This is a genomic window from Meiothermus rufus DSM 22234, from assembly GCF_000423425.1.
GTDB lineage: Bacteria > Deinococcota > Deinococci > Deinococcales > Thermaceae > Meiothermus > Meiothermus rufus.
Genome location: NZ_AUHY01000040.1, coordinates 1 through 25914, shown reverse-complemented (window position 1 = coordinate 25914; position 25914 = coordinate 1). Strand labels below are relative to the sequence as shown.

General features: G+C 63.6%; 29 protein-coding genes. 7 read left to right on the top strand and 22 right to left on the bottom strand.

All coding sequences use genetic code 11. The annotated features are described in order from the left end of the window. On the bottom strand, positions 1-292 hold a 292-nt coding region (locus tag G552_RS0108725), incomplete at its 3' end, for a helix-turn-helix domain-containing protein (RefSeq protein ID WP_027882697.1). A 14-nt stretch (positions 293-306) separates the two neighbouring features. Here G552_RS0108725 and G552_RS15850 point away from each other — a divergent pair. Beyond that, complete coding sequence (locus tag G552_RS15850; RefSeq protein WP_051195755.1) at positions 307-858, top strand: GNAT family N-acetyltransferase; 552 nt, start codon at positions 307-309, stop codon at positions 856-858. 80 nt (positions 859-938) lie between these two features. On the opposite strand, the gene G552_RS0108715 is transcribed toward G552_RS15850, so the two are convergent. The 3 genes from G552_RS0108715 to glpK all read right to left on the bottom strand — a co-directional run bounded on the left by G552_RS0108715 (position 939) and on the right by glpK (position 3243). After that, positions 939-1313: a type II toxin-antitoxin system VapC family toxin gene (locus tag G552_RS0108715; RefSeq protein WP_027882696.1), complete on the bottom strand. Its 375-nt coding sequence runs from the start codon at positions 1311-1313 to the stop codon at positions 939-941. Continuing rightward, positions 1294-1575 carry a type II toxin-antitoxin system Phd/YefM family antitoxin gene (locus G552_RS0108710; protein WP_027882695.1) on the bottom strand — a complete coding sequence of 94 codons (282 nt, stop codon included), beginning with the start codon at positions 1573-1575 and terminating at the stop codon, positions 1294-1296. Before G552_RS0108710 ends, G552_RS0108715 begins: the two co-directional genes overlap by 20 nt. A gap of 177 nt (positions 1576-1752) precedes the next feature. After that, positions 1753-3243 (bottom strand): glycerol kinase GlpK, encoded by a 1491-nt coding sequence (gene glpK, locus G552_RS0108705; protein ID WP_027882694.1) that lies wholly within the window; start codon positions 3241-3243, stop codon positions 1753-1755. A gap of 61 nt (positions 3244-3304) precedes the next feature. Between glpK and G552_RS0108700 the strand changes: the two genes are divergently transcribed. Next, entirely contained in the window at positions 3305-4522 is a 1218-nt protein-coding gene (locus tag G552_RS0108700) for a Gfo/Idh/MocA family protein (RefSeq protein WP_027882693.1), read from the top strand. Positions 4523-4577: 55 nt separating this feature from the next. On the opposite strand, the gene G552_RS0108695 is transcribed toward G552_RS0108700, so the two are convergent. The 10 genes from G552_RS0108695 to G552_RS0108650 form a co-directional block, all read right to left on the bottom strand. Then, positions 4578-5042 (bottom strand): NUDIX hydrolase, encoded by a 465-nt coding sequence (locus G552_RS0108695; RefSeq protein WP_027882692.1) that lies wholly within the window; start codon positions 5040-5042, stop codon positions 4578-4580. Then, positions 5029-5889 carry a PfkB family carbohydrate kinase gene (locus tag G552_RS0108690; protein WP_027882691.1) on the bottom strand — a complete coding sequence of 287 codons (861 nt, stop codon included), beginning with the start codon at positions 5887-5889 and terminating at the stop codon, positions 5029-5031. The genes G552_RS0108695 and G552_RS0108690 overlap by 14 nt, the downstream gene beginning before the upstream one ends. Continuing rightward, the gene (locus G552_RS0108685; protein WP_027882690.1) at positions 5883-7205 is read right to left on the bottom strand and encodes a fucose isomerase; all 1323 of its coding nucleotides are present in this window, start codon (positions 7203-7205) and stop codon (positions 5883-5885) included. Before G552_RS0108685 ends, G552_RS0108690 begins: the two co-directional genes overlap by 7 nt. A 36-nt stretch (positions 7206-7241) precedes the next feature. Further along, positions 7242-8069, bottom strand: coding sequence for a carbohydrate ABC transporter permease (locus tag G552_RS0108680; protein WP_027882689.1), 828 nt, complete (start codon positions 8067-8069; stop codon positions 7242-7244). Positions 8070-8078: 9 nt separating this feature from the next. Further along, complete coding sequence (locus tag G552_RS0108675) at positions 8079-8978, bottom strand: carbohydrate ABC transporter permease (protein WP_027882688.1); 900 nt, start codon at positions 8976-8978, stop codon at positions 8079-8081. A 117-nt stretch (positions 8979-9095) separates the two neighbouring features. Next, a complete protein-coding gene (locus tag G552_RS0108670) occupies positions 9096-10355 on the bottom strand; it encodes an ABC transporter substrate-binding protein (protein WP_027882687.1) in 1260 nt (419 codons plus the stop codon). Continuing rightward, on the bottom strand, positions 10352-11347 hold the full coding sequence (locus G552_RS0108665; RefSeq protein ID WP_027882686.1) for an Ldh family oxidoreductase: 996 nt from the start codon (positions 11345-11347) through the stop codon (positions 10352-10354). Before G552_RS0108665 ends, G552_RS0108670 begins: the two co-directional genes overlap by 4 nt. After that, on the bottom strand, positions 11344-12270 hold the full coding sequence (locus G552_RS0108660) for a hydroxyacid dehydrogenase (protein WP_027882685.1): 927 nt from the start codon (positions 12268-12270) through the stop codon (positions 11344-11346). The genes G552_RS0108665 and G552_RS0108660 overlap by 4 nt, the downstream gene beginning before the upstream one ends. A gap of 1 nt (position 12271) precedes the next feature. Further along, the gene (locus tag G552_RS0108655) at positions 12272-13450 is read right to left on the bottom strand and encodes a UxaA family hydrolase (protein WP_027882684.1); all 1179 of its coding nucleotides are present in this window, start codon (positions 13448-13450) and stop codon (positions 12272-12274) included. Beyond that, a complete protein-coding gene (locus tag G552_RS0108650) occupies positions 13450-13779 on the bottom strand; it encodes a UxaA family hydrolase (RefSeq protein ID WP_027882683.1) in 330 nt (109 codons plus the stop codon). The genes G552_RS0108655 and G552_RS0108650 overlap by 1 nt, the downstream gene beginning before the upstream one ends. Positions 13780-13856: 77 nt before the next feature. On the opposite strand from G552_RS0108650, the gene G552_RS0108645 reads away from it, so the two are divergent. Next, positions 13857-14516, top strand: a complete 660-nt coding sequence (locus tag G552_RS0108645; RefSeq protein WP_027882682.1) for a GntR family transcriptional regulator — start codon at positions 13857-13859, stop codon at positions 14514-14516. On the opposite strand, the gene murQ is transcribed toward G552_RS0108645, so the two are convergent. Genes murQ through G552_RS0108630 form a run of 3 tightly spaced genes read right to left on the bottom strand, consistent with a single transcriptional unit; the run spans position 14513 to position 17773 of the window. Then, positions 14513-15406, bottom strand: coding sequence for an N-acetylmuramic acid 6-phosphate etherase (gene murQ / locus G552_RS0108640; protein WP_027882681.1), 894 nt, complete (start codon positions 15404-15406; stop codon positions 14513-14515). The two genes, G552_RS0108645 and murQ, sit on opposite strands and share 4 nt — an antisense overlap. Positions 15407-15443: 37 nt before the next feature. Next, entirely contained in the window at positions 15444-16340 is an 897-nt protein-coding gene (locus G552_RS0108635; RefSeq protein ID WP_245575158.1) for an N-acetylglucosamine kinase, read from the bottom strand. Positions 16341-16342: 2 nt separating this feature from the next. Further along, a complete protein-coding gene (locus G552_RS0108630; protein WP_027882679.1) occupies positions 16343-17773 on the bottom strand; it encodes an amidohydrolase in 1431 nt (476 codons plus the stop codon). Between the two features lie 88 nt (positions 17774-17861). Here G552_RS0108630 and G552_RS0108625 point away from each other — a divergent pair, with 88 nt between their 5' ends. Next, entirely contained in the window at positions 17862-19571 is a 1710-nt protein-coding gene (locus G552_RS0108625) for a VanW family protein (protein WP_027882678.1), read from the top strand. A 3-nt stretch (positions 19572-19574) separates the two neighbouring features. Here the strand turns inward: G552_RS0108625 and G552_RS0108620 are convergent, their stop codons facing one another. Genes G552_RS0108620 through crcB form a run of 5 tightly spaced genes read right to left on the bottom strand, consistent with a single transcriptional unit; the run spans position 19575 to position 22687 of the window. Further along, positions 19575-20630, bottom strand: a complete 1056-nt coding sequence (locus G552_RS0108620) for a GGDEF domain-containing protein (protein ID WP_027882677.1) — start codon at positions 20628-20630, stop codon at positions 19575-19577. Between the two features lie 59 nt (positions 20631-20689). Next, the gene (plsY, locus tag G552_RS0108615; RefSeq protein WP_027882676.1) at positions 20690-21310 is read right to left on the bottom strand and encodes a glycerol-3-phosphate 1-O-acyltransferase PlsY; all 621 of its coding nucleotides are present in this window, start codon (positions 21308-21310) and stop codon (positions 20690-20692) included. Between the two features lie 25 nt (positions 21311-21335). Further along, positions 21336-21929: a sulfite oxidase-like oxidoreductase gene (locus G552_RS0108610; RefSeq protein ID WP_027882675.1), complete on the bottom strand. Its 594-nt coding sequence runs from the start codon at positions 21927-21929 to the stop codon at positions 21336-21338. Positions 21930-21983: 54 nt separating this feature from the next. Continuing rightward, positions 21984-22316 (bottom strand): DUF190 domain-containing protein, encoded by a 333-nt coding sequence (locus G552_RS0108605; RefSeq protein ID WP_027882674.1) that lies wholly within the window; start codon positions 22314-22316, stop codon positions 21984-21986. Beyond that, entirely contained in the window at positions 22313-22687 is a 375-nt protein-coding gene (crcB, locus tag G552_RS0108600; RefSeq protein WP_027882673.1) for a fluoride efflux transporter CrcB, read from the bottom strand. Before crcB ends, G552_RS0108605 begins: the two co-directional genes overlap by 4 nt. Before the next feature lie 80 nt (positions 22688-22767). Here crcB and G552_RS0108595 point away from each other — a divergent pair, with 80 nt between their 5' ends. Genes G552_RS0108595 through tgt form a run of 3 tightly spaced genes read left to right on the top strand, consistent with a single transcriptional unit; the run spans position 22768 to position 25674 of the window. Further along, positions 22768-23271: a DUF4384 domain-containing protein gene (locus G552_RS0108595; RefSeq protein ID WP_027882672.1), complete on the top strand. Its 504-nt coding sequence runs from the start codon at positions 22768-22770 to the stop codon at positions 23269-23271. Beyond that, complete coding sequence (locus tag G552_RS0108590; RefSeq protein ID WP_036270521.1) at positions 23268-24482, top strand: hypothetical protein; 1215 nt, start codon at positions 23268-23270, stop codon at positions 24480-24482. The genes G552_RS0108595 and G552_RS0108590 overlap by 4 nt, the downstream gene beginning before the upstream one ends. A 37-nt stretch (positions 24483-24519) precedes the next feature. Beyond that, a complete protein-coding gene (gene tgt / locus G552_RS0108585; protein WP_027882670.1) occupies positions 24520-25674 on the top strand; it encodes a tRNA guanosine(34) transglycosylase Tgt in 1155 nt (384 codons plus the stop codon). The last annotated feature ends 240 nt before the right edge of the window (positions 25675-25914 follow it).

Here is a 25914-nt window from a genome sequence, read left to right as displayed (position 1 = left end):
TATCCCGCATAAACTGCAAGGCCTCTGCGTGGAGTTTGCGCCGATTGCCTTTCTGGGGACGATCCGCCAGTCCCTCGAACTTCCGGCTTACCCAGGCATTCAGCGCTGCGCCAACCGTCCGCACGTGGCATCCGACATACCCGGCAATCCGACTCATCTCCCAACGCTGGTTCGACAACCGAATCATCTGACTGCGCAGCCTCACCTTCTTGTTCATGTGGGGGCTTTGCTCGATAGCCCGCAGTTGTTCATCCTCTTCTTGGCTCAACTCAATGTACCGAAAGTTTCCCACTGTAAAAGTCTATCGTGAGTGTACTTAGTCAGAAGCGCGTGCACCTGCGGCCTGTCGACCTTAGCGATGCCGCTGTAATCCAGAGGTGGTATGCCGAGCCGCAGGTGGTGGAGTACGCCATCCTCCAACCCTTCCTGGGGTATTCCCTCAGCGAGGTGCAGGATCTGCTCAAGAAGTGGCTGGGTCGCGATGACCGCAAGCTATACGTGGTGAAAGCCCTGGAGCAGAATCGCGATGCAGGTTTGCTCTTTCTAGAACACATTGACTGGAAAAACCGGGCCGCAAAAATTGCCCTGCTCATAGGCGAGCCCGATTTGCGGGGACTTGGCTTAGGCCAGGCCGCGCTCCGCTGTCTGATTCAGCTAGGTTGCCATGACTGGGGGCTCCATCGCTTGGGGGCTAACTGCCTGGCTACTAACCATGCCATGATCCGTTGCCTTGAAGGGGTAGGTTTTGTTCAGGAGGGACTTATGCGAGAGGCGGTACTCCGCCACGGGCGATACCAGGATCTGCGAATATACAGCTACCTTCAACAAATAAGCCCCACAGAAACTGGTGACTTATAGAGTGCATCTGGCAGTGTTGGGCATCGCGGCGCCAATGTTCCAAACAAGGGCCTAGCGTCACCAAAGCCGCAATGGACTCTTTAGACCCTGATCACCAAACTTCCATACGGAGCCAGCGCTTCATCTGCAGTCACCAGCCCTAACCCCTCGACGGTGGCCTGGGCCAGCAGAATGCGGTCGAAGGGGTCGCGATGATGCCATGGCAGGCCTTGCACGGCCCTAGCGTGCAGCGGCGTGATGGGCAGATGGGTGAACCCCTGTTGCTCCACCACCTCCAGAAAACCCTCCGGCATCCGCAACTTGCCCAGCGAAACCTTCACCGCCAGCTCCCAGGTGGTCGCGGCGCTCACAAGAACCTCGTCGGCCCGCTCAATCAACCGGCGGGCCTTGCGAGAGAGGCGCGGGTCGTCGGAAAGCCACCACAGCACGATGTGGCTATCGAGCAACAGGTTCAACCGGGCCTTCCTCCATCAGCCGGGCCACCTCGGCTTCGGGTTGGTCGAAATCCGGGGCAATCCAGATCTGCCCCTTCCAGACCCCCAGCACCCGCCTGGGCTTGGGAGGGGCCTCGGGAGGTACCAGCCTGGCCACCACCCGGCCATACCGCCCGATAAGGACGATCTCCCCCCGCTCGACGCGTTCCACCAACCGGGAGAGCTGGGCCTTGGCCTCAGCGATGTTGACCAGCTTCTTGCTCCCAACGGAAGCCTTAGACATTGCCAACCCCATTCAATGGTATATGACCATGGTTGGTCAACAAATAACGACCAAAGGCATCACTCCGCCCTGGCCCCATCAATAACGAGGGGCTCCCCTTGCACCCAAGGCTGTTCCACCGTTCACGCCATACTTCCTCACCAGGCTGCGGAGGCTGGCCCCGGTCTTCTGGTGTATTCAGCCATCCGCCCAGTGTTTGGCCCGTTCCACCGCTTTTTTCCAGCCGTTGTAAAGCCGCTGCCGCGCTTCTTCAGGCATGGCCGGCGCAAAACGCTTCTGCACTGCCCAGCGCTGGGCAATCTGCTCCCGGGTGAGCAGGCCCACCCCCACCGCGGCCAGGTAAGCCGCCCCCAAAGCGGTGGTCTCGGTCACCTGGGGCCGCACCACCGGGGTACCCAGGATGTCGGCCTGGAACTGCATCAAAAGGTCGTTGGTGCTGGCCCCGCCATCCACCCTTAGCTCGGAAAGCCGCAGCCCCGAGTCGGCCTCCATGGCCTCGAGCACATCCCGGCTCTGGTAGGCAATGGCCTCCAGGGCTGCCCGGGCAATATGGGCTGCGGTGCTTCCACGGGTCAGGCCGATCAGCGTTCCACGGGCATAGGCATCCCAGTAGGGCGCGCCCAGCCCCACAAAAGCGGGAACCAGATACACGCCATCGGTGCTCGTAACCCTGGCCGCCAGGCTTTCCACCTCGCTCGAGTGTCGAATTATACCCAGGCCGTCGCGCAGCCACTGCACCACCGCCCCAGCCACAAACACCGAGCCTTCCAGGGCATACTCAGCCTTTTCCCCTTCTAGCTGCCAGGCCACCGTGGTCAGGAGACCCCGCTGGGAGGCCACCTGCTCGCCCCCGGTGTTCATCAACAGGAAGCACCCGGTACCGTAGGTGTTTTTGGCCATGCCGGGGGTGAAGCAGGCCTGGCCAAACAAGGCCGCCTGCTGGTCGCCCGCCACCCCGCTGATGGGGATGGCCGCCCCCAAAAGCTCGGGAACACTCTCGCCCAACAGCCCCGCCGAGGGCCGCACCTCCGGCAGCAGGGCTTTGGGAATGCCCAGGATGCCCAGCAGATGCTCGTCCCAGCGCAGGGTATGCAGGTTGAACAGCAGCGTGCGCGAAGCGTTGGAGACATCGGTGGCGTGGACTTTGCCGCCGGTCAGGTTGTAGATGAGCCAGCTATCGATGGTGCCAAAGCACAGCTCCCCCTTGCCGGCCCGCTCCCGCAGCCCCGGCACGTTTTCCAGCAGCCACTTTACTTTGGTCCCGGAAAAATAGGCGTCTAGCACCAAACCGGTCTTCTGGCGGAAGACCTCCTCGTAGCCCGCCCGGCGCAACTCGTCGCAGATGGTGGCGGTGCGGCGGTCCTGCCAGACAATGGCCCGGTGCACCGGTCGGCCGGTCGCCCGCTCCCACAGCACGGTGGTCTCGCGCTGGTTGGTGATGCCCAGGGCCACAATCTCGCTGGGCGGTATGGCCGCGCGCTGGATGGCCTCGCGGGCCACCTGGAGCTGCGTCTGCCAGATTTCCATGGGGTCGTGCTCCACCCAGCCCGGCTGGGGGAAGTGCTGCATGAACTCCTGCTGGGCCATGGCCTGGGGCCGGCCTTCCAGGTCAAACACGATTGCCCGGCTGCTGGTGGTTCCCTGGTCGAGGGCAAGGATGTAGGGCATACGACCTCCTGTGTCCCGATTCTAACCCCTCGGTCAGATTTTAGATTTATAATCTAAAAATATGCAACGCAACAAGGAGTTCGCCAACCGGCTGCACGCCCTGAGCCCTAAGTTCGCCTATATCCCCCTGGAAGACCGCTTCCTGATGAACCCCGGCCCTCTCAAGTACCGCTTCAACGTGATTGGGGTGGGGGTCAACGGGCAGGAGCACATCAAGGTTACCCTGCTCGAGGGCCGCTGCACCATCCATGGGGTCTACGACCCCAACCCCAGCAGCGTGGAGGCCGCCCGGCGCATCAAGGCCCAGTTCACCCAGGAGCCTCTGGTGGTGTACGAGAGCCTCGAGGCGGCCTGCCACGACCCGGCCGTGGACGGGCTGATTATCTGCACCCCCAACCACACCCACCTCGAGGTGCTCAAGGTGGCGGTAGCCTCGGGCAAGCACATCCTTTTGGAAAAGCCCATGGCCACCAACATCCCCGACGCCTACGAGATATGGCAGATCGCGCAAAACTACCCCAAGGTACTGCAAATCGGGCTACAGTACCGCTACAAGCCCATCTATGTGGAGGCCATCCACGAGGCCAAGGTGCGGCGTAGCCTGGGGGAGATCAAGACCCTCACCATCCTCGAGCACCGCGAGCCTTTTCTGGACAAGGTCAGGCAGTGGAACAAGTTCTCCAAATACTCCGGCGGAACGCTGGTAGAAAAGTGCTGCCACTACTTCGACCTGTTCAACCTGTTCGCTGAGTCGCGCCCGGTGAGCGTGTACGCCTCGGGCAGCCAGGCAGTCAACTTCAAAGACTTCGAGTACCAGGGCGAGCGCGCAGACATCCTGGACAACGCCTTCGTCATCGTGGAGTACGCCAACGGGGTGCGGGCCAACTTCAATCTGTGCATGTTTGCCCCCATGGTCTACGAGGAGCTGGTCATCTGCGGCGACGAAGGCCGCCTCAAGGCCAGCGAGGGGGTGAACGGCCAGGCTTACTCCAAGTGGGAGAACTACCTCGAGGTCATCTGCCTCCCCGACCGCACCTCCCGCACCATGACCCCCAGCTACCCGGCCCTCATCGAGGAGACCGGCCACAGCGGGGCCACCTACTACGAGCACCTGCGCTTTATCGAGGCCATGGACGGCCAGCCCTCCGGTGCGGCCACCCCCGAGGAAGGCTTCTGGAGCGTGGTGGTGGGCGTAGCTGCCGAGATCTCGGTCAAGCGGGGGGAGAAGGTAATGGTGAAGGAGCTACTCGAGGCAAATGGGCTGGGCCACCTGGCCTGATACCGCTCCGGAAGAGCATGTATATATTCTCCGAAGAGTTCAACAAAAGGTGGCCTCACAACGCCCCCCGTCGCCAAGCCTGGTATAAAAGCGCTAGGGCCTGCCGGTTCACCGGGCCTTGCAAGGGGGGCAAGGTATCCAAAGAAAAGAAGGCCAGGGCCTGGGTCTCGCTGCGCTGGGGTCGCAAAGGCTCACCTTGGTAGCGTCCCAGGAAGAGGGCCGAAACGTAGTAGACCTCGTGGCCGTTGGGGTAACGGTAGTAGTACTCCGGGCCGGAAAGCAAGGTGAACAGGCGCAGCTCGCCTACCTCGAGGCCCGTCTCTTCCCAAAGCTCGCGGCGGGCAGTTTGCTCGAGGCTCTCGCCCAACTCGCAGGCTCCCCCAGGGGTGGCCCAGTCCTGGGAGTCGGTGCGCTGTTGCAGCAGTACCCGATTCTCCTGATCCAAAAGCAAAACCCCTGCCCCCACCATCAATAGCGGCCCTGGCCCCCAGCAGGCCCGCAGCGCCTCAAAGTAGCCCATGCCCTCCGCCTTCCAAAAAAACCCCCACCTCAGCCCGGCAGGGCGGGGTGCCTTGGGCACAGTGCAGGGCTGCCACCGCCGTAGCGAACTCGAGGGCCTCCACACTACCCTTGCCCTCGGCAATCGCCAGTGTAAAGGCGCCGTGAAACACATCCCCCGCTCCGGTGGTATCACGCACGTGTACCTTGTGGGCCGCTAACTGCCCTCCCCCATACGCGACTCCCTCAGCGCCCAGAGTTACGGCGGCAAAAACCTCCAGCGCTTGCAACTGGGCCAGGAGGGCCTCCACCCCCCCTTTCTTCTGGGCCAGTTCCTCCGAGGCTACCACATGGGTGGCCACCTGGGTCAGCATCCAATCCTCATCACGGTCACGGTCAAGGTCGAGCACAACTGGAATTCCGCGCGCTCTTGCAGCCTGACCCAGGCCATAGCCGGCGGAGGCCCAGCGCCCATCCAGAAGCACCGCTCCCACCCCCTTTAGCAACCGCTCCTCGCTCAGCACAAGTTCCTCGGGCAGCGCAGGCCGGTAGGGGAAGATATAGCGTTCGCCCTCCGGCGTAACCAGCACCGCGGAAACGGGTGTAGCCGAGCCAAGCTGGAAGTGGGTTTTGACCCCTTCGGCCTCGAGCATCCCCTGCAAACGCTCGCCCATGGCATCCTCCCCCCGGCGGCTCACCAGGTGGGCCTCGGCCCCTAAGCGGGCGGCGGCCACTGCCGCTACCGCCGCCGGTCCCCCAATGGTCTCGCGGTAGGCCCGTACCCCGGTGCGACTCTGGCTGGGAGGAAACTCCTCTATGTAAAAACGCTGGTCCAGGTTGGCCCAGCCCACCGTAAGAACCTTCACCATACCAGCCGATTCTCCTCTGGCAAAGCGGGCAGCACCTTTAGGCCCAACCAGGCGCACATCTCCAAAAGGGCCTCCTGGTAGGCCCCCATCCCTAAAACCAAGTGGTGGGGCAGGCGGTGGTTCAGCCAGCTTGCCACAAACTGGCGGGGGGTTAGGGGCCAGCCCGCCCAGGTGGTCTGGGTAAACCAGCTCGAGTCCCCCTCATAGCCCTTCTCCCCAGTCAAAACCCCCCCATACACCACCACCCGCCGCCCCGGCAGCAAGCGCAGCCCGCACACCGGCCCGGGCCGCAGGGCCATATCCCGCACCGCGGGCAGCCGACGGTTGAAATGCGGTATCAGCCGGGTGGGGCCCGCCGCCCAAGCCTGGGGAGCCTCCCCCCCGTGCCAGAGCATGACCCCCTTGGAGGAAAGGTGGGCGATGTCCAACAGAAGCGCCGGCTGACCGGAGATGGCCTGCAGGGCCAACATGCTACCAAGCCCCATCAGATCGCCCTCGGGGGCCAAGGTATACCCCTGATCGCTCAAGCGGGCCATGGCTGCATAGGGCATCACCCCGGTTCGCTCGGGAATTTCCGGCCACTCCCGCAGGGCCACTCCGGCGTAGGGCCGGGCCAGTTTCTCTAGGGCCAGCTCGAGGCGAACGCTCTGTTGCAGCGCTTCAGGGGGGTACTCGGAAAGCTCCTTCAATCCCGCCGCCCGCTGGGCCACCTCCTCCTCCGAGACCGCCGCCAGCGCCACCCAAAGCTCGTCTAGTCCGGCCTTCTCTACCACCAGGCCGGTCTCAGGTAGGGCTTCAAAGGCAAAAAAGCCGGGGGCAGCCCCCCCCAACCACAGCACCCGTCCCTCCTGCAGGGCCTTGGCCCCGCGTAAAGCTTCCAAGGTGGTCTTCAAGCGGGTCTGGAACCAGGTGTTCTCCACCGTACCGTAGAACCACTTGGTGGGCCGGGAAGCCAAAGAAACCCCCAGGTTGAGGCCACAGAGGGCGTTTTGTGGCAGCGGCCCACTCTCCCACACCTCGGGCAGGGCCCACAGCCCCAGGGGAAGCGGCAGCTCGAGCAAAGGCCGCAATACCTCGCCCGTGGCAAAGGTCACCTGTTGCAGCAAGAGGAAATCCAGGCCAGCCCCCTGGGCCGCCCGGGCTGCGGCCTCGGCCTGGAGAGCATCGGCCACCGGTTCAGCTAGATAGACCAGCTCGAAGCCTAGGCGAGGGCCTAGGGCTTCTAGGGCCTGCCGGGCGGTGTGCTCGAAGCCCAAATGGGCACCCCGGAAAAGGGGGCGCACAATGGGCACCAGACCAATCCTTAGCACGCGCATAAAGATATTCTCACCGATTTTTCCTATGAAGCTCCTTCAACCCTTTACCCCACCCTGAGTCAGGCCGCCCACCACCCGCTCCTGGAAGATGGCGATCACCAGGGCCACCGGAACCAAAGCAATCACTAGCGCTGCCGAGATGAGCGGCCAGGGAAAGGTGTACTCCCCCTGCAAAAACTGAATCCCCACTGGCAGGGTACGCATGGCTTGGGAAGGCATCAGGGTCAGGGCCAGCAAAAACTCGTCCCAGCTATTGACAAAAGCCAGGATGCTAGCGGTGAACACTCCCGGAGCCGAAAGGGGCACCACCACCCGCCATAAAGCCCCCAGCCGGGTACAGCCATCCACCATGGCCGCCGACTCCAAATCCCTGGGAATACCCTGGAAGAAGCTCACCAGCACCAACGTGGCCACGGGAATGGAAAGGGCCGCGTGGGGCAGGATCAGGGCAATGTAGTTGTTGCGCAAACCCAAAGCCAGGACCATCTCGAACAAGGGCAAAAGCAAGGTGACGGTAGGGAACATGGAAACCCCTACCAGAAGGGAGAAAATCAGGGTCTTGTAAGGGATGCGCAGACGGGCCAGGGCATAAGCTGCTAAAGCCGAGACGAACACGCACAAAAGCGTAGCTCCTACCGCCACAATCAGGCTGTTGATGAAGTAGCGTCCGATGGGAGCACCGGTAAAGGCTTGGATGTAGTTCTGCAAGGTGGGGTTCTCCGGCCACCAGGTGATGGGTATCTGAGTCAGCTCTCCTTCGGTTTTGAAGGAGGTCAGCAGAATCCAAACTGCTGGGAAAAACCCATTGACCATTACGATGGCCGCTGCAAGCCAAAGCCAGATGCGTGGAGTACTGAGCCGCATACGCCCCCTTCAATCCTCAGCTCCACGCACGTAGCGCAAGTAAACCAAGGTCACCGCGAAGCTAATCAGAAACATCAGCACCGCTAGGGCTGAGCCATAACCGAAGTTCAAGTTTTCGATGCTGGTGGTGCGCACATACATGGCCAGGGTCTCGAAGGCGCTACCCCCGTTCTGCATGGCATAGGGGATATCGAAGGTCTGAAAGGCGGTGATGGTACGAAAAATGGCTGCAACCAGGATAGCCGGGGTCAGCAAGGGCAAGGTGATGCGCCAGAAACTCTGCCAGCGGTTGGCCCCGTCCACTGCTGCCGACTCATAAAGCTCCTTAGGGATAACCTGCAAACCAGCCAGCAGAATCAGGGCCACAAAAGAGCTGCTCTTCCAGATAATGCTGATACAGATGGCCCAGAAAAGTAGGTCAGGGGTAGTAATCCACAACAAGCGTTCCCCCCCCAGGCGTACTAGAATATCGTTGACCACCCCGTACTGGCTGTCGAAGAACCAGCGGAAGATCAGACCGGCGAAGACCAGCGGCAAGGCCCAGGGCAGAAGCAACCCCAGTCGCACTGGCCACTTGACCCGAAAGGGAAGGTTGGCCAGCAAAGCCAGCAAAAGCCCCACCAGCAAAGCCCCCGGCACCGTAACCAACACGATGAGTAAGGTATTCCACAAAGCTGTCCAAAAGCGCTCATCGGATAGGGCCTGAGCAAAGTTAGATAGGCCCACGTAGACCGGACTAAGACCGGTTTCATCGGTCAGGCGACGGCGGAAAAGGCTAGTGTAGATCAGGCGGGCCACTGGGTACAAAGCCACCAAGGCCAACAACATAGCTGCGGGGAGCAAGAGCCAGAAGGCCAGGGCCCGCTCGCTCAGGTCACCGAAGCTGCGGCGATACTTAGGCTGCGTCATGCACACCTCCAGTGGCCTATTTTTGCTGTTTCGGCCATCCGCATGGGGCTCCGCTCGGTAGAGGAGCGGGAGCCAAGCGGCTCCCACCCCTCACTGAGCGGCCTAACGAGCCTATGGCTAGCGCCCTCCGTAAATGGCCTGCAAGCGGCTTACGATCTCCCGCGCCCCTTGCTCTGGGGTCTTCTGGCGGGCCAACACCTGGTTGGTGGTCACCCGGATGACCTCGGAAATCTCCGCATAGCGAGGGTGTTGGGGACGGGCCCGGGCAGCCTGAACCACCGGTAGGGCCTGGGCGAACCAGGGGTTTACCCGCAAAATATCCGGATCGCGGTAAAGCGCGGGGAAGACCGGCAGGTTGGAGGCCTCGATGGCCAAGATTTTGGAGACCTCGGGGCTGCTCAGGAAGCGCACCAGCTTGTGGGCCTGGGCCTTGTTGCGGCTGAAGTCGGAGACTACCCATTGCCAGCCTCCTAGGCAGCTGGCTTGGCGCCCTCCGGGGAAGGCCGGCAGGGGCACCACCCCGATCTTGCCTTTGACTTGGCTATCGGCATCGTTTTGGAATCTATTCCAAGCATAAGCGAACAGGGTACCGAAGACCCAGCGGCCCGCCTGCATCTCGCTGCGGATGGTGTCCTGGGGCTTTTCCGCCATGTTGGGCGGCGAGACCCGCTGATCCATCAGGCCCACCCAGAACTGCAGGGCCCGCTGGGCCTGCTCCACGGTAAGGGCAAACTGGCCCTGGGCGTTGGTCACATCGCCCCCCGCCGCCCAGATGGGCAGGAGGAAGGTGCACACCGTTCCCTCAACCGGTGCACCGATAAAGCCGATGCCGTTGAGGTTGGGGTTGTTCTCCCGTTGCAGGATGGTCTGGGCCTGCTGAATGGCCTCATCCCAGGTGGTGGGGGGCTTGAAACCGTACTTTTCCAGCAGATCGGCCCGGTAGTACAAGAACATAGCATCGGCAAACCCAGGCAGGGCCACCAGTTGGCCGTTAATGACATTGGCCTGGGAGTAGGCGGGCAGATACTGCTGTAAAAGGCTCTGGCGTGAGGCCGCCGGAAGGTACTTGTCCAGGGTGTCGGCCCAACGGCTAGCCAGGTACTGAGCGGGACGGATAACGTCGATTAGGATGACGTCGATACTGGGATCGCGCGAGGCCAACACGGTGGTGAGGTACTGTTGCTGCTGATCGGAAGTCGCGCCCCCGACCTCCACATCCACCCGGACCCCAGGGTTACGCGACTGGTAAAGGTCGAAGATTTTGCGCATCACATCCGGGCGCTGCTGCCCGCCCACAAACACCCGCAGCCGGGTCTGCTGGGCCAGGCCCACCGACATCACCAACAAAGCTACCATCAGCCAAACCATCTTCCTCATGGGTTTCCTCCTTCTATGTGCAAACCAAGTTCGCCAAGTTCGACCCGCAGGCTCTCCTCCACCTCCACCCCCTCCCGCAGGGCTTTCTCCCGCAAAGCGGCCCGGCGTGCCCCGGGAACCCGGCCCCCCGCTTCCTGCAGCGCCTGGATGAGCTGCGCCACCCGGGCGGGGTAGTGGTGGCCAAAAGACGACGGATCAAAGGCCATTAACAAAAGCCCCGGCTTGGCGGCCTGCTCGGGCGGCATCCAGGGCAGGGGTAGCTCGAGGGAAAGCACATCCCCCGCCAAAGCACCCGCCAGAATCTCCACCAGTACCGCCAAGGCCAGCCCTTTTCCCCCACCCATGGGCAACAGCGAGCCTTCCAGGGCAGCCTGGGCCTGGGTGGTTGGCTGGCCTCTTTTGTCGAGGGCCCAGCCTGTAGGAATGGGCTCTCCCTTTTTTGCTGCTGCGATAATCTTACCCCGGGCCACTACCGAAAGGGAGGCATCCACCACCACCGGCTGAGGATGGGCTGGGGCGCCCAAAGCGATGGGATTGGTGCCCAAGACCGGCCCCGGCGCAAGGGCTGGCGGGGTGTTGGCAAAGGCCAAGGCCACCAGCCCTTGCTGGGCTAGCCGGCTCACATAGGCCGAGAGCACCCCAACATGCCCCGCATTGCGCACCGCCAGCACCCCACTGCCCTGGGAACGGGCCATGGGAACCAAGGCCTCTACCGCCCGCAGGCCAGCCACTGGCCCAGGGGCCCCATCGGCATGGAGAATGGCCACGCTGGGCCGGGTTTGCTCGAGGTGCATCCGCGGTTGGGGGTTCAGCCCCCCGGCCCGGAGCTGCTGGGTGTACTGGGCAACGCGGGTTAGGCCGTGGCCCCGGTTGCCCTCGAGCTCGGCCTCGAGGATCACCTCGGCCATGGCCCGGGCCCCCTCGGGCACCAGTCCCAGCTCTTGGAAGTGGGCGCAGAGCTGCCGCTCTAACTCGGGATAGGCGATTCTCATGCAACCCCCAACAGATGCAAAACCCCCTCGGCCACCCGCAGGCTCACCGCCTCCTGGGCCTCGGCACTCAGACCAGCAATATGGGGAGTTATCCACAGGTTATCCACACCCCGCAAAGGGTGCTCGGCAGGCAGGGGCTCGGGGTCCACCACATCCAGCACCGCCCCCGCCAGGTGCCCCGAGCGAAGCGCAGCGACCAGGTCGGCGGCCTCCACCAGTTCGCCCCGGGCGGTGTTAATCAGGTAGCTACCCCGGGGCATGAGGGCCAGGGTCTCGGCCCGGATCAAGCCCCGGGTCTCGGGGGTAAGGGGGGCATGGAGCGACAAAAACTGGGCCGAGCGAAGCACCTCGGGGGTGGAGACTAGGCGAATCTCCAGGTCTTCCACGGCCATCTCCCAGGGCAGGCGCATGGGGTCGGAGGCCACCACCTGCATGCCGAAGGCTCGAGCCCGCCGGGCCACCCTAAGCCCTACCTCCCCCAAACCAATCAGCCCCAAGGTCTTACCCGAAAGCTCGAAACCGCCAAAGGCCGTGCGGTTCCAGCCCCCCTGGGCCACGTGGGCCGCAGCCCCAACCAGGTTGCGCGCGAGGTGCAACAGGGCGGCCAGCACATACTCGGCTACGGCGTTGGCGTTGATCCCTCTAGGGTAGTAAAGCGCCACCCCTGCGGCTTCCAAGTCGGGCTGAACGATGTTGTCCAGCCCCACCCCCAGCCGCCCCACCACCTTCAGGTGCGGCCCGGCCTTGAGCAGGTCGGCATCCACCCGGGTCTGGTTGCGCACCACCAGGGCAGTAGCCTGGGCCAGCCGGGCCTTCAGGGCTGGACGGTCTTGCCAGAGCTGGGGGTCGTAGTAAACCTCCATCCCCGCCTGCCGGAGGCGCTGCAACCCACTGGGACTGATAAACTCGCAAACCACGATCATGTCAGGCACTGGGGTACAGCTTGGTCAGCACAAACTCGTTGTGCCGCAGCAGCTCGGCAGCCGTCAGACGCCCATTGACGGTACGCACAAAGACCTCCATAATCCGGTCGGCAGCCTGCTCGAGGCCTATCTCGCCCACCAGCAAATCCGGCAACTTGACGTCGATGTGCTCGCTCATGGTGCCGCAGGTAATGGGGTTAGGGGAGATTTTGATGACCGGCATGATGGGGTGCCCCACCACGTTACCCTGCCCGGTGGTGAAAAAGTGCAGCACGCTGCCCGCCGCCGCGCACAGGGTTACCTGCTCAGCCCCGGCAGAGGAGCTGTTCATGAAAACCAGCCCCTGGCCAGGCGGCACCGGCTCGGCGTAATCCAGCACCGCGTTCACTGGGCGGCTACCGGTCTTCTGGATATTCCCCAGGGCCTTTTCCTCGATGGTCGAAAGACCCCCGCGGATATTGCCCTCGGTGGGCTGGGAGCCCAACAGGTCAACTCCCTGAGCCTCGATCATGCGGATGTAATCGTTGTACATCTGCATAAACTGGCGCCTGAGGGCCGGGGTAGCGCAGCGATTGGCGATCAGGTGTTCGCCCCCGGTAAGCTCGGAGGTCTCGCCAAAGATAACCGAGGCCCCCATATCCACCAGCCGGTCCACCACCTGGCCCTGGGCCTTATTACCAGCCAGACCCAGCGTGGGGTCGGACTCGCCGCACTTGATGGAAAGAACCAGCTCCGATACTTCGATGGGCTCTCGCTTGAGCTCGGAAGCCTCCTGCACCATCCGGTAGGCAGCCCGCGAAGCCATATTGATCACGTTGAGGTCGCCGTGGCGCTCGATGGAGAAAGTCTCTACTGGCTTCCCACTCTGGGCGATGGCCGAGGCCACCCGCTCGGCCCATTTAGGCTCGATGCCGATGACCACCGCCCCGTATACGTTGGGGTTGGTTCCGTGGCCCGAAAGGGTGCGGAAGGTGAGCTCCAAGTCCTGACCAAATTGCAGCCGCCCATAGGGGTGGGGCAGGGCCATGGCCCCGTTGATGAGCCGGGCCACCCCCTCGGCGGCGGCGTTGGAGAGGTCGTCCACCGGCAGCACCAGTACATGGTTGCGTACCCCCACCCTCCCGTTGGGGCGGCGGTAGCCGGTCAGGGAAAGAACTTTGGCTACGCTCTTGCGGGCCATCACTTCCCCCCTTTCTTGGCGCTTTTTGGCTTTTGGGGCTGGCCATAGTTCCAGCGTAGGGTGCGCAGATTATGCACGTGCACATACCCGCCTTTGCGCACGGCCTGAGTGGTCTGGCCCACCGGCTCACCATACTCGATGACCACATGCCCCACGGGCAGGTCCCTAAGGGCCAGCTTGTGGCCCAGGGGAACATCCTCCAGCAGTCTGACCTTGAGCGGCCTACCGCCCTCCAGGCTATGGATAAGCAGCTCCTCACCCGCTTTTAGATCGGCTACCGCCACGGCCACATCGTCGGTGATTTTGTGGGCTAAAGCTCTATGCGCCACCGATTCCTCCTTGGGTTTTCAGAAGATTTTATATCTAAAATCTTTTGTGGTCAATGTGCTAATATGAACGAAAGACTATGACCCTAGCACGTACCACCCTGAACCGCGAGGCCTATAAGGCCCTGCGACAGGCTATTCTGGGGCGCAAAATCCCCCCCGGACAAAAGCTGGTGGTTCGGGTGCTGGCCGAGGACCTGGGCCTTTCCCCTACCCCAGTCAAGGAAGCCTTGAGCGCCCTCGAGCGGGAAGGGCTGGTGGTGGCCATACCTCACCGGGGCTACTTCGTGCTGGAACCCAGCTTAGAAGACGTGCGGGAAATCTACAGCCTACGCGAGGTGCTGGAGGGACTGGCCGCCCGACTAGCCGTAGAGAACAACGGCAAAGCCTTGCTACGGAAGCTGCAGCGGCTTTTCCAGAAGCAGGGCGAAGCCGCGGAAAGAGGGGATATGGAAAGCTACGGCGACCTCGACCTAGCCTTCCACCGCTGCTTCTGGGAGGCCTCGGGCAGCCGGCGCCTGTTGGCTACCGCCGAGACCATCGACGGCCAGATTCGCATGCTTATCAACAGCTCAGCGGCCATTCCTGGGCGTCTATCCCAGTCGCGGGCCGAACACCAAGCCATCCTCGAGGCCGTGCAGGCTAAAAACCCCGAGGCTGCCGAAGCGGCCATGCGCACCCACGTGCGCAACGCTGGAGAGGCCCTCACCCACTTCCTGCAGAAAAACCGGCGACGCTAAAGGGCCAAAGCCTGCCGCACATTCCCGCCGGCCTGCGCCAACAGGGCCTGGGCTGCCTCAGCATCCAGGCCCTTGCACAGCATGACGATGGCGGTCTTAACCTGGTACTGGCAGGCCGCCACGGCGGCCTGGGCCTGAGGCTCCGTGGCTCCGGTAGCAGCCACCACCAACCGCACCGCCCGGCTTCGCAGTTTGGCATTGGTCGCCTGCACATCCACCATCAGGTTGCCGTACACCTTACCCAAGCGCACCATCAGAGCGGTAGAAAAAGCGTTTAGGGCAATTTTCTGGGCAGTACCGGCCTTGAGCCGGGTGGAGCCGGAGATCACCTCGGGGCCGGTCTCCAGCACAATGCCCACCTGGCTTTGTTGCACCAAGGGGGTGTGGGGGTTGTTGGCCATGCCGATGGTAAGAGCCCCCACCTGGCGGGCTGCGGCCAGGGCCCCCAAGGGGTAGGGGGTGGTACCCGAGGCAGCAATGGCGATGACCACATCCCTCGAGGCCACCCCTAGCGCCTGCAGGTCGCGCTCGCCTGCGGCAAAATCGTCCTCAGCCCCCTCCACCGCCCGCCAAAAGGCCTCCCGCCCCCCAGCCATGCAGGCCAAGGCCCGCTCGGGTGGCCAGGAGAAGGTAGGGGGTAACTCAGCCGCATCGAGCTGGCCCAACCGCCCACTGGTGCCCGCACCCACATAGATGAGCCGTCCCCCTTCCTGCAGTCGCGCGGTGGCCTGCTCCACGGCCTGGGCGATCTGGGGCAACGCTTTTTGCACCGCCTGGAGAGCCTGGAGCTGGTCGTCCACCAGGGTCTGCACGACCTCTAGGGTAGGGCGGGTATCGAGGTCGTGGTAGGCTTCGCTAATCTGCTCGGTAGTCAGGGAAGTTCTGCTCATAATGCTCCATCACAAGCCGCAGCCACACAACTAGCCATTATTTTCCTCCAGACAAAAGCATCTCCAGTGCCATACGGGCCGCCGCCTCGGCGCTCGAGGCATACTGAACCGTAAGCTCAATCCGTTCTCTGGCCCCCTGCTCGATGAGCGGGCTCACCTGCAAAGCACCCCCACACAGCACCACCGGCAGCGGCCCCAGGCGATGACGCAAGGTCAGGGCCAGATCGGCCAGCTCACGCCCCGCCTGGAGGAGAATCTGGGCTGCGGCCTCGTCGCCCTCCTGGGCAGCCCGGCCCACTGCCGGGGCCAACGCGGCCACCGCTTGCCGCCCGCCCCCATACACATACGCACGGATGCACGGCCAGTCGCGCCCCCCCAGCGCCTGGTAAAGGTGCTGGGCTAGTGGGAGGGGAGTGGTGTCCAGGCCGGTATCGTGCCAGCTTAGCACCTGGCACAGCGCGGTCTTGCCTATCCAGAAGCCACCCCCCTCATCCCCAATTAGATAGCCATGCCCCCCAGCCCGGTAAACGCGGCCATCCTGGGCCACATGGTAGGCTACCGAACCTGTGCCGGCATAGAGGACAATCCCCCCTCCTGGGACAAAGTGGGCCCGGTAGGCCAGGTCCATATCGTTGAACACCCACACCCGCCCTGGCAAAAGCCCCAACCCCCGCCCGATGTACTCACCCATCTGCTGGGCTTCTCTGGTGTCTGCGTCCAGGCCCGTGATACCCGCCACCACCACCTCCGGGGTGTAGGCTCGGGTCTCCGATAGGAGTAAGTCCAGCGCGGCCCACACCTGCACGCGCATATCCTCGTTGAACAAATGCCCGATGATGGGCGCCGCACGCCCCTGGGCCACCACCCGACCTTCCCCATCCAGCACCATCCACTTGGTGCTGCTAGCCCCGCCGTCTATGCCCAATACCCGCACCACTAGACCTCGAGCCTCCCGGCAAAAACCCGCCCCACCGGACGTCCGCCTTCCCACAAGGTTAGGTCGGCAGGGGCTCCTGGGCGGATCAGGCCGTGCTGAGGCCAGCCCGCAGCCAGGGCCGCCCCCCGGGTATGAGCCCATAAGACCTCGGCTGGGGCAAGGTTTTGCCCTGGGTTCAAGGGGTGGTGGGTCGCCGCTTGGAGGTTTAACTCGAACAAGGGCTTCATTACTGGGGCGTCGGAGCCAAAGGCCACCGGCAGGCCCGTATTCCAGAGGTCACGCAGGCGGAAGGCCTCGTGCTCGTAGCCCTTCAGGTGAAAACGCACCAGCTCTGCATCGCCCAAAAGGTGCATGGGTTGCAAAGAAAGGGCCGCAGCCAGGCCCCGAAAGCGCGGCAAGGCCTGATCGCGCACGTGCTGGGCGTGCTCGAGGCGCAATGGGCGGAAAGACTTCTTTGCCGACAGGCGGCCGAAAACCTCCAACACCCGCTCCACCGCCTGGGTGCCGATGGCATGCACCGCTAAGCCAAAGCCAGCCTCCAACGCCGCCCGGCCCTCCTCTTCGATAAGCCCGGGAGGGTCAAGCGGCAGACCCTGCGAGCCGTCGGGGTAGGGCGCAACCATCCAAGCGGTGCGGCTGCCCAACGCCCCATCGGCAAAGAACTTGACCGCGGCCAGCTCGAGCCGATCCCCCCGCCAGCCGGGCTGAACCTGGCGCCAATGGTCGCGGTCCAAGGCCCACCACAGCCGCACCGGAAGCCGCCCCGAGAAGGCCAGCTGCTCTGCTAGGCTGTAGTGGCACCAGCCCATGTGGTGCACCGCGGTATACCCCCGGCGGGCCAGATCGGCCAGGCCCCGCTCGAGCTCGGCCAGCCCCGGCGGGGGCATAGCCGCTGAAACCAAGGTCTGGGCGTTTTCCAGGAGGTAGCCGGTAGGCTCGCCCACCTCATCCCGCAGCAGCCGGCCTCCTGGTGGGTCGGGGGTGTGGGCCCCTAGGCCAGCCTGCTTTAGTGCCCGGTGGTTAACCCAAGCCGAGTGGAGGTCGCGGCTTTGCAAAAATACCGGGTGGTGTGGGGCTGCCGCGTCAAGCAGTTCGCGGCTGGGGTAGGCCTGGAACAGATACCCCGCCCCGCGAATCCAAGTACCCGGAGGCAGGGTGCGGGCCTTTTCCGCCACCCGCTGGGCTACCGCCTGAGGCTCGGTTAGACCTTCCAGGTCGAGGCTCTCTAGTTGGAGCCCCCATAGCTGGGGATGGGCGTGGGCTTCGTGCAGCCCCGGGGTAATCTGCTCGAAGACCAGGCGCCGGGCCCCGGGAAAGCGGGCTTGCAGGTCTTCCCGAGGGCCTACCTCGACGATGTGGTCACCCTCCAGGTAAACCGCCTCGGCCTCTTCTTGCGCCGTGAGGGTGTGCACGCGGCCACACAGGAGCATACCGGCATGCTAACTTGCTCCTTTCCTGGGCTCAAGCCCCAGAAAACTTCACATTTCCTGCGTACCCCGTGGCTATACTCGAGGCTAGATGAAGCGTGCATGGTGGGTGGGTCTGGGCATTCTCAGTGGATTGTGGCTAGGCTGGATCTCCTTCGGGCTTTACCACCACCAGCGCATCTACCCCGGGGTGCAGGCCGCCGGGATAGCACTGGGGGGCCTAACCCTAGAGGAAGCCGCCGCCAAGATTGCCGCCGCCACACAAAACACCCCCCCGCCCCGGCTCATCCTCAAGGCCGGAGGGCAAACCCTCGAGGTCTCCGCCGCCGAGCTGGGCTGGGCCCCCGACCCCCACGCCACTGCCGAAAGGGCTTTTGCCGTGGGGCGCCGCCGTTTGACCGAACGTATCGCGGCCCTGCGGGGCCAGGTCAGCGTACCCCTAGTACCCCGTATAAACCAAGATACGCTGGGGCAACGCCTTCAAGCCATCGCCCGCTCCCTCGAGCGCCCTCCCCGCGAGGCCCGGGTGGTCTACCAAAAAGGGCAGTACCTGGTGCTGCCTGAACAAGCCGGTTGGCAATTGGATGTTCAAAGCGCCATGCAAACCTACCTTCAGCACCCCGAACAGGAGGTGCTGGAGTTCTTTCCCCGAAGCATCCCGCCCCGCCTGACCGCCCCCATGCTAGAAGCGGTAGCCCGAAAAGCCAACGAGCTGCTGCGCCCCATCACCCTGCTATACCCCGAGCCTGGTGGAAAGACCCACCGCCACACCCTAATGGCCGAACAGGTGGCCCGCCTCCTCAGCGTGCAGAAGGAGGTACAGCTCAACACCCAGGCCCTGAACCAGCTCCTAGCCCAGATAGCCCGGCGCTACGACCGGCAACCGGTGGATGCCCGCTACGTTTTGGGAGCCGAAGGAACGCTAGCCGTGCGTCCAGAGGTAGAGGGGTGGAAGCTCAACCAGACAGAAAGCCGCAAGCAGCTAGAGCTTGGCCTTTTGCGCCCCGACCTGAACGAGTTCCGGCTGCAGGTGGTGCCCAAGGCCCCCCAGGTGCGCGCCGCCAACCTACCCAAAGCCGAGGCGCTGGTGCTGCTGGCCGAGGCCACCACCTACTACGCAGGCTCGAGCCCCGAACGGGTGGCCAACGTACACGCCGCCGCCCGGAATCTCGACGGCTACGTGGTACCTCCAGGAGGGGTCTTCGACTTCAACCAGGCCATCGGCCAGATCACCCCAGAAAATGGCTTCAAGGAGGCCCTGGTTATCTCCGGGGGGCGTACCCTCAAGGGGGTGGGGGGTGGGGTTTGCCAAGTCTCAACCACCGCTTTTCGGGCCCTTTATCGGGCAGGGCTACCTATCCTCGAGCGTAACCCGCACGCCTACCGGGTACGCTGGTACGACAACATCGTGGGCTTCGACGCGGCGGTCTACCAGCCCTACCTAAACCTGCGGGCCCAAAACGATACCCCCGGCCCCCTGGTGGTACGCAGCAGCGTTACCCCCACTACCCATACCGTGCGCCTCTACGGGATTCCCGATGGACGCAAAGTAGAGGTCTCCAAACCCGTCATCCTCTCTCGCACCCCGCACCCGCCCCCGCAGTACATCCCCGACCCTAGCCTGCCCCCGGGGGAGGTCAAACAGGTAGACTGGGCGGTGGACGGCTTCCGCACCCGCATCACCCGCCGGATCACCCGCCCCGGCGGGGCTATTCAGGTAGACGAACTCCACTCGAACTTCCGCCCCTGGCAGGCGGTGTACCTGGTAGGGCCCCCGCCAACCGAGACGGCCTCGAGGTAAACCCTACCCCAAGGCCAGCTCTACCCGGTTGCGGCCCAGCTGCTTGGCCTGGTACAAAGCCCGGTCAGCCCGCTCTAGCAGATGGTGGATGCTATCCCCCAGGTGGCCCTCGGCCACCCCAAAGCTGGCCGAGACCGTCCCCACCCCCTCAAAAGGCCAGAAAACTATGTCCTCGCGCAGGCGTTCCATTGCGGCCAGCACGTCGTGCTGGCTATCCCCCCGCAGGATGATCATAAACTCCTCACCACCCCAGCGCCCCAGCATATCGTCCTTACGCAGCGAACCCCGCAGACGGCGGCCCACCTCTCTGAGCACCTCATCGCCCACGGCATGGCCAAAGCGGTCGTTGATCTGCTTGAAGCGATCGATGTCCAGCAAAACCACATAGAGGCCGTGCATCTGTTGGGATTCGGCCTCTAAGCGTTCGCTTAGGGCCAGCCGGTTGGGCAGATTGGTTAGGGGGTCGGTGCGGGCCAGAATATGCATCTGGGCCACTTGTTGGTGGGCATGGGCCAGATGGTCTTTGAGCAGGGCCAGCAAATACAACAACCCGCCCATCGCCACCAAGCGCATCTGGCCCCGCAAAAAGGCCAAAAACTCCTGCTGGTGGTTGCCGGCTAAAACCTCGGGCACCAGGCGCAACAACCCCAGCAGTAGGGTCACCAGCATTAAGGCCAGACTAAACCAAAAGCCCTGCCGAGGGGGGAAGACGATGTAGGCCAGTATCATCACAAAGGCCATGACCCAGTAGCTCCCCTCGATCTCCACCCAGTTAGCCCTTAGATCGCCCCAGAAAAAGCCGTGAGCCATCTTGAGCAGAAACAAGACCCCCACGCTCCAAAGCACCTCGGCCTCGATTCGTGAAAGATCGCCTTTCCGCTGTAGTCGCCAGGCCCACTGGAAGCACAAGAGCGCAAACCAGGGGTACACCCAGCGAACAAACGGTTGTTCGTACTGCACCAGCCAGGTGGCCAGAATCACCGGGATGGCTAGCAACAAACCGCCCATGTAGGCTACACGGCGAATCTCTCCAGCTGGCTCCGGGCGCAGCGCCTGCATGCTTGCCAGTCTATCCGGTAAATCCAGGAAAACAACCAAATTTTGCACCAAGTTAGGTTTTAGCGCTGGTTTCCTGGTGGGCCAACCTCGACCCTCTCGCCAAAGCGCCGCTCGTTGCCCGCCTGCAGGCGCTGGATATTCTCGCGATGGGTCCAAAAGATGAGCAGCGCCAAGGCCAGCACCGTCAGAATTTCCCAGGCTGGCCGCCCCGAAGCAACCGCCACCACCACCGCGGCCAGCCCCCCCACCATGCTTCCAGCCGAGACATAGCGGGTCAGCCACATGGTCAGTACGCCCACCGGGAAGGTCAGCAAGGCCACCCAGGGGTCGAGGAAAAGCAAGGTGCCAAAGCTGGTGGCTACCCCTTTACCCCCAGTGAAGCGCAAAAAGACCGAGTAGTTGTGCCCCAGCACCGCAGCCAGGGCCACCCCCCCCAAGAGGGGCCCCTCGAGGCCCACCCCACGAGCAATCCACACCGCTATACCCCCCTTAAGGACGTCGAAGGCCGCCACCGCCAGCGCTGGCCCTGCCCCCAGGGTACGCAAAACGTTGGTGGCCCCGGTATTGCCCGAGCCCACCTTCTGGATATCCACCCCATACAATCGGGCCACCCAGACCCCCGCAGGAACCGCTCCAAAGCCATAGGCCAACAACAGGATTAACCCGGTTTGCCACTCCACGGGGGCATTGTATACCCAGGGGCCGCTAATCGCTAAAACGCTCCTCTTTCCAGGGGTCACCCCGGCGGTGGTAGCCGTTCGTTTCCCAAAAGCCCAGCTCCTCCCGGTCTAAAAACTGGAAGCCCCGCACCCATTTGGCGCTCTTCCAGGCGTACAGGTGCGGCACCACCAGGCGCAGCGGGCCGCCGTGCTCGCGGGGCAGGGGCTGGCCAAAAAGGGTGTGGGCCAGCAGGTTGTGCTCGAGCAGAAAGTCGTCCAGGCTCAGGTTGGTGGTGTAGCCGCCGTAGCAGTGCACCAGCACCGCTTTGGCCTGGGGCTTGAGCCGAATCTGCTGCATCAGGTCCAGCACGCGAATCCCCCGCCACTCTACGTCCAGCTTGCTCCAGCGGGTCACGCAGTGGAAATCGGCGGTCAGGTCGGACTGGGGCAGGGCCATCAGGTCGGCCCAGCTAAAGGTTTTAGCTTCTTCTACCTGGCCTTTGACCTCGAGGCGCACCTCCTCGAGCCTGAGCGCGGGGGTAGGGCCATAGGTCAGCACCGGAAACTTCTCGGTGAGCACCTGCCCCGGGGGCACGCGGTGGGCGTCGTGGGTCTTGGGCTTGAAAAAGTGGCCAAACATACCCGCAGGATAGCCGCCCCCGGCCCATCCACCGGTAAGCAGGGGCACAAAACCCTAGCGCGAGCGGTACTGGATGACCTCGACCTTCTCCATGGTGATCAGGCCCTCGCGCACCATCTGGTCGAGGGTGGGCAAAAAGGCCTGGATTTTCTCCTCGCTGTCTACTAGCTCGATTAGCACTGGCAGGTCTTCGGAGAGTTGCAGGATTTTGGCGGTGTGGATGCGGGAGTGGGCGCCAAAACCCATAAAGCCCTTGAAAACCGTGGCCCCAGCCAGCCCGGCCCGCTTGGCCTCGAGCACGATGGCCTCGTACAAAGGCCGCCCCTGCCACTTGTCCGACTCACCCAAAAAGATGCGCACCAGCTTGGCCTCGCCCCGCAGCTTCATGTCCACCTCCCGGCCCAGCTATAGGCCACCCAGACCAGCAAGAAACCCAAAAGCACGCTGCCCCCCACATACAGCAAGGCCCGCAACCACTCGCCCTGCTGCACCAGGGTGAGGGTCTCGAAGCTAAAGGTGGAAAAGGTGGTGTACCCCCCCAGCACCCCTACCGCCAGGAAAAGCCGCCACTCGGGGCTCAGGGCCCCCTCGAGGTTGAGCCGCAAGACAATACCCATCACAAAACTGCCGCTCAGGTTGATAAAAAAGGTGCTCCAGGGAAACCCCGGCCCACCCCAGGCCTGCACCCAGGCCCCCAGCCCGTAGCGCAGCGCCGCCCCCAGGGCTCCGCCCAGCATCACCAAAACGTAGCGCTCCACGCCGCACAGTATCTTCCCTAAAGCCCTTCTTAATCCAGCCCTTGTTCACTGGCTCAGGTAAGCCGGAGTAGACTTGAGGGATGAGGTCTGCCCTTCTGGCCCTTGTACTCCTCCTTTCGGCCTGTGCCCCCCAAGCAGGAATTAGCGAAAACCAGCGCCGGGAGTGGGGTCTGCAACCCATCATCGGTGGTTTTGCCCCCGACCGGGGCGAAGGGGGCAAGTACCGGCTGCGCGAGCGGGTGTTCTTCAGCTTCACCCTGAGCCAGCCAGGCTACGTGACCCTGGTCACCATGGACAGCGATGGAACCACGGTGGTGCTCGAGCGCAACGTGCAGTTGCCTGCGGGCCGCCACACCCTCCCCCTGGCCACCGACCGCAACGCCCAGGGCCAGGCCACCTACCTGGTGGTGCCGCCTCTGGGGCCCTCGCGCTTCCGCCTTTTGTACACCGATACCCCCACCACCAACCGCGAGCTATTCAGGGGTAAGCTGAGCAACGAGGCTTTCAACCGGCACACCCAGGCCTACCTGAGCGCCGCTCAGGTGCGGGATGTGGCCGAGACCTGGATGGAGGCGGTACCATGACCCGTTGGCTGGTGCTTGGGTTGGCCGGGCTAGGGCTGGCCGCCTGCACCCCCCCGGGCCCCCAGGCCCAGGTCTGCAACCCGGTGACCGAGCAGGGCAGCGTAAGCGGCAGCCTCACGCCGGTAAGCCGGCTTAGGGTACTCGACCCCGATAAAACCGAGGTGGCCTCAGATACTGTAGTGGTCACCGACAGCAGCTTCAGCGCCGAATCGGGCGATGTGCTGGTCAGCAATTGCAACGAGGGTCTGCTGCGCAAGGTTAGCAGCGTTTCCACCCAGTTCGTGGGGGGCAGTGGCGTCTTTAGCCAGGCGGTGCGCAAGGTTTATATCAAAACCGTTGAGGCTTCCCTCGAGGAGGCCATCGCCTCGGGCAACGTGAGCCTCGAGACCGACCTGACCATCGGCGAGGCCACCCTGGTACAGGCCCTGGACGGCGTCAGCGTGCAAAACTTCACCGGGCGCATCAACCTGACCAACGTCAAATTCGATATCCCTGGGGTACCCGGGGGCAGCGTCACCCTGAATGGCTTCATCGAACAGACCCTCAAGCCCCGCTTCGACCTCAAGTTCAGCAATGGCAGCCTGGAGCTTTTCAAGGCGGGTATGGGCGGCGCCCTCAAGGCCAGCCTCACCGCTACTATCCAGGCCAACGCCAGCTATAGCCCCTTTAGCCTGAACAAGGAGCTGGCCTCCTGGAACATCAAGCGGGCCTTTGTGGTGGGCAGCGTGCCGGTGGTGGTGGTGTTGCAGCCCAGGCTGATTGCTGGGGTGAGCAGCAACGCCAGTGGCAAGGTGACGGTTACGGTGGGCATCGCCCCCACCTTCACCACCAATGTAGAGCTCGACTACAACCGCAGCCGCACCACCAACGCCGGGTGGAACAATACCTTCGCGGCCAGCTTTACCCTCAACCCCACCTTCAACTACTCGGTTCCGGTACAGGGCTCGGGCAACGCCTTTGCCGGGCTGGTGATGGATGTCAAGTTCTACGGGGTGGCCGGGCCCAGCCTCGAGGCCCGCCCCTTCATCAACCTGACCCTGAACGGCAACAGCGGCACTGCCGGCCTCAAAACCGGCATCAACGGCAAGAGCAGGGTTGCCGCCGGGTTCAAGGTGCTGGGCAAGGGGCTCGAGACCAGCTACGATGGCCCCAGCCTGGAAGAGGCCCGCACCTTTAGCTGCCAGGCCCCCAGTACCTGTACCGCCAACTAGGGTTGCGCCTGGCCCCTTCTGGCCGGAAAATACCCTGGTGTTCGAGTTCGCCATCACCGCCCAGTCTGGCCGGGCCCGCACCGGGCTTTTTCAGACGCCCCACGGCACGACAGAAACCCCGCTCTTTATGCCGGTGGGTACCCTGGGCAGCGTCAAGGGCCTCACCCCCCGCGAGCTGGTGGAGATTGGCTCGCAGATTATTTTGGCCAACACCTACCACCTGCTGCTGCGCCCCGGCCCCGAGCGGGTGCAGGCCCTGGGCGGGCTGCACCGGTTCGCGGCCTACCCGGGCCCCTGGCTCACCGACTCGGGCGGCTTCCAGGTGATGAGCCTGGGCGAGCTGCGCAAAATCTCCGAAGAGGGGGTGGTCTTTCGCAACCACCTCAACGGCGACCTGCTCGAGCTCACCCCGGAGAAGAGCATCCAGGTACAAGAAGCCCTGGGGGCCGACATCATCATGGCCTTCGACGAATGCCCCCCCTACCCGGCCAGCCCGTCCTACCTGAAGGACTCCCTAGAGCGCACCCTGCGCTGGCTCGAGCGCTGCCTGAAGGCCAAGACCCGGCCCGACCAGGCCCTTTTCGCCATCGCCCAGGGCGGCACCGACCTGGCCCTGCGCCGCCAGAGCACCCTGGCCACCCGAAGCTTCGACACCCCCGGCTTCGCCATCGGGGGGCTGGCGGTGGGCGAGCCCAAGGAGGGGATGTACCCGGCGGTGGCCCTCTCCACCGAACTCTTCCCGGAGGCCAAGCCCCGCTACCTGATGGGGGTGGGCCACCCCGAGGACCTGGTGGCCTCGGTGGGGCTGGGGGTGGATATGTTCGACTGCGTCTACCCCACCCGCACGGGCCGCTTTGGCTACGCCCTGGTGCCCCAGGGGCGGCTCAACCTTAAGCTCTCGCGCTACCTCGAGGACCCCCAGCCCATCGACCCCGAGTGCGACTGCTACGCCTGCCAGCACTATAGCCGGGCCTATCTTTGCCACCTGGTGCGGGCCGAGGAACTGCTGGCCCCCCGCCTGATCTCGCTGCACAACCTGCGCTACCTGCACCGCCTGATGGCCACGGCCCGCCAGGCCATCCGCTCTGGCGACTACGGGGCTTTTGCCCTGGAGTTTGCCCGACAGCGCTTTGGCCCAGAGGTTCCGGCCTGGTTTACCCGGGCCTTGCAGGAGGGCGGGCACTGGCCCTAGCCTTCCCGGTAGAAGCGGCTTTGCAGGTAGTAGTCGTGTAGCAGAATCTTTACAAACGCTGCTATGGGCACGCTGAGCAAAGCCCCCAGCAGCACCACCGAGATGCCGGTCACCGGGTTAGGAGTTACGCAGTTGCAGTTGACTGGACATTCTTCTGTGTGCTAGGAGGAGAGTGCTTAGCCAAGCTTCTCCAAAGGGGGTGATGCCCATGAACCCACCGAAGTGCGATGACCTGGACTA